The 6,528-nt window shown below is 64.1% G+C and carries 8 protein-coding genes; all 8 read right to left on the bottom strand.

Annotated elements, in window-relative coordinates; translation table 11 throughout:
• Positions 1 to 61 precede the first annotated feature (61 nt).
• Positions 62 to 478, bottom strand: coding sequence for a methylglyoxal synthase (locus ACESY8_RS09400; protein ID WP_007491017.1), 417 nt, complete (start codon positions 476 to 478; stop codon positions 62 to 64).
• A 32-nt stretch (positions 479 to 510) separates the two neighbouring features.
• Positions 511 to 1,251 carry a septum site-determining protein MinD gene (gene minD / locus ACESY8_RS09395; protein ID WP_498794717.1) on the bottom strand — a complete coding sequence of 247 codons (741 nt, stop codon included), beginning with the start codon at positions 1,249 to 1,251 and terminating at the stop codon, positions 511 to 513.
• A 91-nt stretch (positions 1,252 to 1,342) separates the two neighbouring features.
• Positions 1,343 to 2,053: a 16S rRNA (guanine(527)-N(7))-methyltransferase RsmG gene (rsmG, locus tag ACESY8_RS09390; RefSeq protein ID WP_054339316.1), complete on the bottom strand. Its 711-nt coding sequence runs from the start codon at positions 2,051 to 2,053 to the stop codon at positions 1,343 to 1,345.
• A 2-nt stretch (positions 2,054 to 2,055) separates the two neighbouring features.
• The gene (locus tag ACESY8_RS09385; protein ID WP_054339317.1) at positions 2,056 to 2,406 is read right to left on the bottom strand and encodes a hypothetical protein; all 351 of its coding nucleotides are present in this window, start codon (positions 2,404 to 2,406) and stop codon (positions 2,056 to 2,058) included.
• The gene (gene mscL / locus ACESY8_RS09380; RefSeq protein WP_021632583.1) at positions 2,399 to 2,815 is read right to left on the bottom strand and encodes a large conductance mechanosensitive channel protein MscL; all 417 of its coding nucleotides are present in this window, start codon (positions 2,813 to 2,815) and stop codon (positions 2,399 to 2,401) included. The genes ACESY8_RS09385 and mscL overlap by 8 nt, the downstream gene beginning before the upstream one ends.
• Before the next feature lie 22 nt (positions 2,816 to 2,837).
• A complete protein-coding gene (locus ACESY8_RS09375) occupies positions 2,838 to 4,811 on the bottom strand; it encodes a WG repeat-containing protein (RefSeq protein ID WP_434307833.1) in 1,974 nt (657 codons plus the stop codon).
• Positions 4,812 to 4,898: 87 nt separating this feature from the next.
• The gene (locus ACESY8_RS09370; protein WP_054339320.1) at positions 4,899 to 5,120 is read right to left on the bottom strand and encodes a hypothetical protein; all 222 of its coding nucleotides are present in this window, start codon (positions 5,118 to 5,120) and stop codon (positions 4,899 to 4,901) included.
• Positions 5,121 to 5,157: 37 nt separating this feature from the next.
• Positions 5,158 to 6,459 carry a serine--tRNA ligase gene (gene serS / locus ACESY8_RS09365; protein ID WP_054339321.1) on the bottom strand — a complete coding sequence of 434 codons (1,302 nt, stop codon included), beginning with the start codon at positions 6,457 to 6,459 and terminating at the stop codon, positions 5,158 to 5,160.
• Positions 6,460 to 6,528 lie beyond the last annotated feature (69 nt).

The following is a 6,528-nucleotide window of genomic DNA, read 5'->3' as shown; positions in this document are numbered from 1 at the left end:
TGTGGCCACGGCGGAGATCCTCATCCACGGCCTGGAGCGGGGGGACGGAACGAGCTACGGCTCAGGCGGTAAAGGGCTTGGTCTTGGGGTTGATGATATCGCGCCAGTCCAGGTCCCCCCGCTCCAGGCCGTGGATGAGGATCTCCGCCGTGGCCACATTGGTGGCGAAAGGGATGTTGTACTGGTCGCAGAGGGTGGTGATATACTTCAGATCCGCGTCCAGATCATTGGACTGGGGGTCGGAGAAGAAAAGCACCATGTCGATCTCGTTGTAGGCGATGCGGGCGCCGATCTGCTGGCTGCCGCCGTGCTCGTGGGAGAGGAAGAGCTGGACAGGCAGGCCGGTGGCCTCGGCCACCAGGCGGCCAGTCGTGTTGGTGGCGCAGATGGTATGCTTGGAGAGAATGCCGCAGTAGGCAATGCAGAACTGCACCATCAGCTCTTTTTTCCGGTCATGGCTCATCAGGGCAATATTCATCGTACTAACCTCTCTTCCACAGCGTGTTGCGCTTATCGTATTTTCATAAGGGGGGCCTTCTGGCCAAGCAGGCGCTTGGCAATGTTGAGATAGGCGACGGCGGCGCCCCGGCTGGCCCGGAGAATGAGGGGCTGGCCCTGGTTGGCGCACAGCATCACCTGGGGATCCTCCGGCACAATGCCCAGCAGGGGCAGGCCGGCGGCGTCCATGGCGTCGTCAATGGTGGTGTGAAGGCGGCGGAGCAGCCGGGGCTGTACCCGGTTGACCACCAGATGGATGCGGGGGATGCGGTTCCGGAGTACCGAAACCGTGCGCTGGGCGTCCCGCAGGGCGGAGGCGTCGGTCGTGGAAACCCCCACGGCCCGGTCCGCCGCACAGCAGGCCAGACGGAACCCCTCGCCCAGCCCTGCTGGCGAATCCATCAGGATGTAGTCGTACCCCTCCCTGGCCCGGTGAATCAGCTCCTTCATGGCCGCCTCGCTGAGCGGCGCTTCGGGCAGGGTGACGGGGGCGGTGAGGAGGAACAGGCCCTGGATGACGGGGTGGGGGACGGCGGCCCGCTCCAGTGTGCATCGGCCGCAGAGCACGTCGGTGAAGTCCATCAGCGCCCGGTCGCTCAGACCCAAGGTCAGGTCCAGGTTGCGCAGGCCGATATCCATGTCGATGCAGAGCACCCGGTGGCCCAGCGCGGCCAGACAGGAGGCTACACCGCCGGTAATGGAGGTCTTTCCCGTGCCGCCCTTTCCCGACGTGATCACAATTGCAGTGGACATAGGTTCACTCCCGTTGTTTGACGTAAATACCATATCATACTTCCACAGTGGAATCAATGGGTTTTTGTGCAGAGTAGTGAGAAAATTCCTGCTACAGCGGGGCTTTCTGTATCTTTGCCCACCGGCGGGGGTAGCCCTTGGGGGTGGGGGCGCACTTCTCCACCAGCACCACCCGGTGGCGCACATTGGCGCCGGGAATGACATAGTCCACACTGGGCAGCAGCCGCCCGCCGAGGATGGAGATGCACCGGGCGGCACGGTTGATCTCCTCGCCGCTGTCCACGCTCTTCATGGCCAGAAATCTGCCGCCCACCTTCAGATAGGGCAGGCACAGCTCACACAGGAGCTCCAGGGAGGCCACGGCCCGGGACACGGCGTAGTCGAAGCCGTCCCGGTAGCCGTCCACAAGGGCCTGCTCCTCCGCCCGGGCGTGAAGGCACTCCACCCCCTCCAGGCCCAGGGTATCGCACACCGAGGCGAGCCAGTTCACCCGCTTGCCCAGGCTGTCCAGCAGGGTGAGCTGAAGGCTGGGCTCCAGGATGCGCAGGGGCAGGCCGGGGAAGCCCGCGCCGGTGCCCACGTCGATGAGCCGCTTGCCCCGGAGGTCCTCCCCCAGGGTGAGCAGAGCGGCGGAGTCCAGAAAGTGCAGGTCGGCCACCTGGTCGGGCTCGGTGATGGCGGTGAGGTTCATGACCTGGTTCTGCTCCAGCAGCAGACGGCCGTACTCGGCCAGCCGGGCCGCTGCCCCGTCGGGGGGCGTGAGGCCCAGGGCGGTCAGGCCGGAGGCAATACGCGCTTCCATGCTCACACCCCCAGTCCGGCTAGCAGGGCGGGCACGCCCTGCACCAGGCCGACGGCAAGGATCACCACACAGGCCGCCGCCAGCAGGGCCATGCAGGCCTTTTTGGAGTAGGTGCACTCCGGCCGGCGGAACTGCCAGACGGCAATCACCGCCAGTCCGGCGGCGCCGGGGCAGACCAGCAGGGGGGCCAGCCCCCGGAGATAGGTTCCGCCGTGAAAAAACGGGTAGAGGTTGAGGGCGACAAAGATCAGCATGTAGACCACGCCCACCCAGGCGATGATCCGCTTGACAGGGGAGGCGGGAGTGTAGGAGGACGGCTCCTCCTGATTATTATTATCTGGTAGTTCAGCCATTTTTTTGCTCCTTTAAAAGATCCCGAATCTCCGTGAGGAGCGCCTCCTCCGCCGATGGCTTGGGGGGCGGGGGAGGGGCGGCCTCCTCCTTTTTGTGAAGACGGTTCAGTAGCTTGACGATGCAGAACACCACAAACGCCATAATCAGGAAGCTGAGGATGGCGTTGAGAAAGCTGCCCAGCATGAGGTCGCCGCCGCCGGGCAGGGGGATGGCCAGGCCAGCCAGGGCCTCATTGTCCCCGGCAAAGATGCCGAGCACCGGGTTGAGGATGTCGTTTACCAGGGAGTCGGTGATTCCCTTGAACGCGCCGCCGATGATGACGCCGACGGCCAGATCCATCACATTGCCCCGGGCAATGAATTTGCGGAATTCGGCCAAAAAGCCGGTGGTCTTTTCTTTTGCAGACATAGAATCTCCTTAAATTTCCAAATTATGGATCAACCTGATACCACATGCCGTCCAGCAGCACCAGGATCAGTCCCCCGGAAGCGCCGGAGACGCACTTGTCAAAGGCGGCGGGGAGCACCACCTCAAACTGTGTATCCATCATGCCCTGGAGATCTCCGTCCTGGAAGGGGGCGTAACTGTTGGCAAAGGGGGCGGGGAACTGGTTTTCCGGCAGGGAGGTCAGCAGCTCGGGCACGTGTTCCGTCCTGTCAGGGGAGAGGTAGCCCTTCACCACCGTGCCGTCCTCTCCGGTCCGGGCAAAGGGGAAGATGTATTCCGGGGAGTTTTGCAGGTAGTCGTATGCCATGGGGATCACCAGCTCCCCGGCGGTGTTGATGAGGCCCAGCTTGCCGTCGTACTGGGCGGGATCGGAGGTGGTTCCGGCGGTGCCCACCACGGCGTAGCCCTTATAGGAGCTGAAACTATCGGCCACATAGGCGAACTGGCAGGGGATGACCAGCTCCCCCTCGGTATTGATAAAGCCATACAGGCCGCTTTTGTCCCGGACGGCGGCGTACCCGCCGGAGAAGGGGGAGACGGAGGTATAGGCCGCCTCCACGGCCACCGAGCCGTCGGGGTTGAGATAGCCGTACAGGCCGGTGCTCTCATCCATGTACTGGATAAGCTTTTCCGAGGTGTCATCGTAGTTGACGCTGCCGTCCAGGGTGCCCAGCACTTCTCCGGATTTGTCGAAAGCGGTGAAGCCCTCCTCCTGACTGCCCGCCAGCACCACCCAGTCGTGGTAGGTGGTGGCCGCCTCGTACTGGCAGGGGACAATCTCCTCGCCCGCCAGGTTGATGAAGCCGTACAGGCCGTCTCTGCGCACCCGGGCCAGTTTGTCGGAGCGGAAGATCTCCCAGCTGTCGTAGCAGCTGCCCAGCTCACACTGGAGCTGGCCCTCCCAGTCTAGCACCCGGCCATCCGTGGTGTAGATCAGGGTTGGCTCTTGGGTGATAGCCAGCACTTCGTCCTCGGCCAGGAGGGGGCGAACCGGTCGGCCCAGCTCCGCCAGGGCAGCGGGGAGGGCCTCCTGGGTGTTGGTGAGGCGCAGCTCCGGCCGGATGATGCGGGCCGCCATGGCGGCGCACTCCGCCCGGGTTAGGGTGCCCTCCGGATTGAAGGTGCCGTAGCTGTCCACGCCGGTGAGAATCCCCGCGGCGTAGAGGGGGGCAATCCGGTCCCAATAGAAGGGGTCGGTCATATCCGGGGCGGTGCTTACCTGGTTGATCTCCTCCAGCTCCCCAGCGGAGGCGGCTATGGCCAGGGCGAAGTCCAGCCGGGTGGCGGGCTGTTCGCTGAACCGGAAGCCCTGGGTGTTCCGCAGGCCGTTCTCCTCCAGATACCAGGCCGCGCTCCGGCTCCACTCCTGGGGGGTGGGGATGGACATGGCGGCCTCCGCGGCGGCGATGTAGGCGTTGCTGGTGGCCCCGAAGCCGGTCAGGAAGGACAGGGTTCCGGCCTGGGCATCGTAGCGCAGGGTACCCTCGTGGCTCTGACTGTTGGGGAGATCCACCGAGGCGGCCTGTCCATTCATCTCCGCGGCCCAAGTCCGCTCATCATCGGTCAGAGTGATGGCCAGCTCTGGGCCGCCCTTGGCCTGGAGGGTGGGGGTAAAGCCGCCGGGCCCAACATAGTCGGTGCGGGCGCTCCCGTCGGGCAGGCGGATGGTGAGCTGCCCCCACTCCGCCGGGGCCGGTTCAAAGGTTCCGTCGCCGCCGTGGCGGAGGGAGTGGATGCGGGCGGCCAGGGCGGCGGTCTCCGCCTCCGTCATAATACCGTCGGGGGTAAAGGCGTTATTTCCGGTGCCGTTCATGAGTCCGTCCTGGGCGCAGGCCTCCACGTAGGGGGCGTACCAGGCGCCGGCAGACACGTCGGAAAAGGTTGCGGTCTCCGCCGCCAGAGCGGGGGAGAGGAGCAGAGATGCGGACAAAGCCAGAGCGAAGAGCGCGCGTTTCATGACAATTCCTCCTTTTTCACGGAGAACAAAAGGGACGTTTTGGCGTACCGGTTATCCGCTGGGAGTCTGTGAGACGGGCGGTATGGCTCAGGGACTCTTGACGCTCCAGCCCCAGTCCATGTCGTCAACGGAGGGCGTGTGCGGGGTGGGGGATTCCAGGCCGTACTTTTCTGAGATGGCGTCTATCTGCTCCTGGGTGAGCGTCTCCTCCGGCTGGGTGGATTCCGCAGGCCGGGGGCCGGCGGCACAGCCGCCCAGCAGCAGGGGGGAGGCGAGCAGGAGAACGGCGGCCGATAAGCGGTGTTTCATGACAGAGGCGCTCCTTTCTAATGTGTGAGAGGGCGGCTTACTGCTTGGGCGTCAGCACTTCCTTGCCGCCCATATAGGGCCGCAGGGCGGTGGGAATCTTCACGCTGCCGTCGGCCTGGAGGTTGTTCTCCAGGAAGGCGATGAGCATCCGGGGAGGGGCCACCACGGTGTTGTTGAGGGTGTGGGGCAGATAGGTGCCGTTCTCGCCCTTGACCCGCATCTTGAGGCGGCGGGCCTGGGCGTCGCCCAGATTGGAGCAGGAGCACACCTCGAAGTACTTCTGCTGGCGGGGGCTCCACGCCTCAATGTCGCAGGACTTGACCTTCAGATCGGCCAGATCGCCGGAGCAGCACTCCAGCTGGCGCACGGGGATGTCCAGAGAGCGGAACAGCTCCACCGACCAGCGCCACATCTTCTCGTACCACTCCATGGACTCCTCGGGCTTGCACACCACCACCATCTCCTGCTTCTCGAACTGGTGGATGCGGTAGACGCCCCGCTCCTCGATGCCGTGGGCGCCCTTCTCCTTGCGGAAGCAGGGGGAGTAGGAGGTGAGGGTCTGGGGCAGCTTGTCCTCGGGGATGATCTGATCGATAAACTTGCCGATCATGGAGTGCTCGGAGGTGCCGATGAGGTAGAGATCCTCCCCCTCGATCTTATACATCATGGCGTCCATCTCGGTCTGGCTCATGACGCCCTCCACCACGTTGCCGTGGATCATGAAGGGGGGGATGCAGAAGGTGAAGCCCTTGTTGATCATGAAATCGCGGGCGTAGGCCAGCACCGCTTCATGCAGGCGGGCGATGTCGCCCATCAGGTAGTAGAAGCCCGCGCCGGACACCCGGCCGGCGGCGTCCATGTCGATGCCGTCGAAGGACTCCATGATCTGGGTGTGGTAGGGGATCTCAAAGGCGGGGATCGCCGCCTCGCCGAAGCGCTGTACCTCCACGTTGCAGGAGTCGTCGGGGCCGATGGGCACGGAGGGATCGATGATGTTGGGGATCTGGAGAAGGATGCGGCGGAGCTGATCGGCCAGCTCGGTCTCCCGGCCCTCCAGGAAGGCCAGTCGGTCGGCGTCGGACTTGACCTCGGCCTTCAGCGCCTCGGCCTCCGCCAGCTTGGAGGGATCCTTCTTGGACTGCCCCATCAGTACGCCCACCTGCTTGCTCTTGGTGTTGCGGGCGGTGCGCAGTTCCTGGGCCTCCTGGATGGTGCGGCGGTTCTCTGCGTCCAGCTCCAGCACTTGATCCACCAGGGGAAGCTTTTGTTCCTGAAATTTCTTCTTGATGTTCTCCTTCACGGCGTCGGGATTTTCCCGGATGAATTTAATGTCCAGCATGGTTGATTCTCCTTCAATAAAGTGGTGTGAGATAAACCCGTAGGGGCGACCCTTGTGGTCGCCCGCGGG

The sequence above is a fragment of the Clostridium sp. ATCC BAA-442 genome, assembly GCF_964239415.1.
In the GTDB taxonomy this organism is placed as follows: Bacteria; Bacillota; Clostridia; order Oscillospirales; family Oscillospiraceae; genus Flavonifractor; species Flavonifractor plautii.
This window is presented reverse-complemented; position numbering and strand designations above follow the sequence as displayed.

Bases quoted from the DNA above. Each gene is read 5' to 3' on its own strand.
- rsmG (WP_054339316.1), bottom strand. From the start codon at position 2,053: ATGGAAGCGCGTATTGCCTCCGGCCTGACCGCCCTGGGCCTCACGCCC.
- mscL (WP_021632583.1), bottom strand. From the start codon at position 2,815: ATGTCTGCAAAAGAAAAGACCACCGGCTTTTTGGCCGAATTCCGCAAA.
- ACESY8_RS09375 (WP_434307833.1), bottom strand. From the start codon at position 4,811: ATGAAACGCGCGCTCTTCGCTCTGGCTTTGTCCGCATCTCTGCTCCTC.
- ACESY8_RS09385 (WP_054339317.1), bottom strand. From the start codon at position 2,406: ATGGCTGAACTACCAGATAATAATAATCAGGAGGAGCCGTCCTCCTAC.
- ACESY8_RS09370 (WP_054339320.1), bottom strand. From the start codon at position 5,120: ATGAAACACCGCTTATCGGCCGCCGTTCTCCTGCTCGCCTCCCCCCTG.
- minD (WP_498794717.1), bottom strand. From the start codon at position 1,251: ATGTCCACTGCAATTGTGATCACGTCGGGAAAGGGCGGCACGGGAAAG.
- ACESY8_RS09400 (WP_007491017.1), bottom strand. From the start codon at position 478: ATGAATATTGCCCTGATGAGCCATGACCGGAAAAAAGAGCTGATGGTG.
- serS (WP_054339321.1), bottom strand. From the start codon at position 6,459: ATGCTGGACATTAAATTCATCCGGGAAAATCCCGACGCCGTGAAGGAG.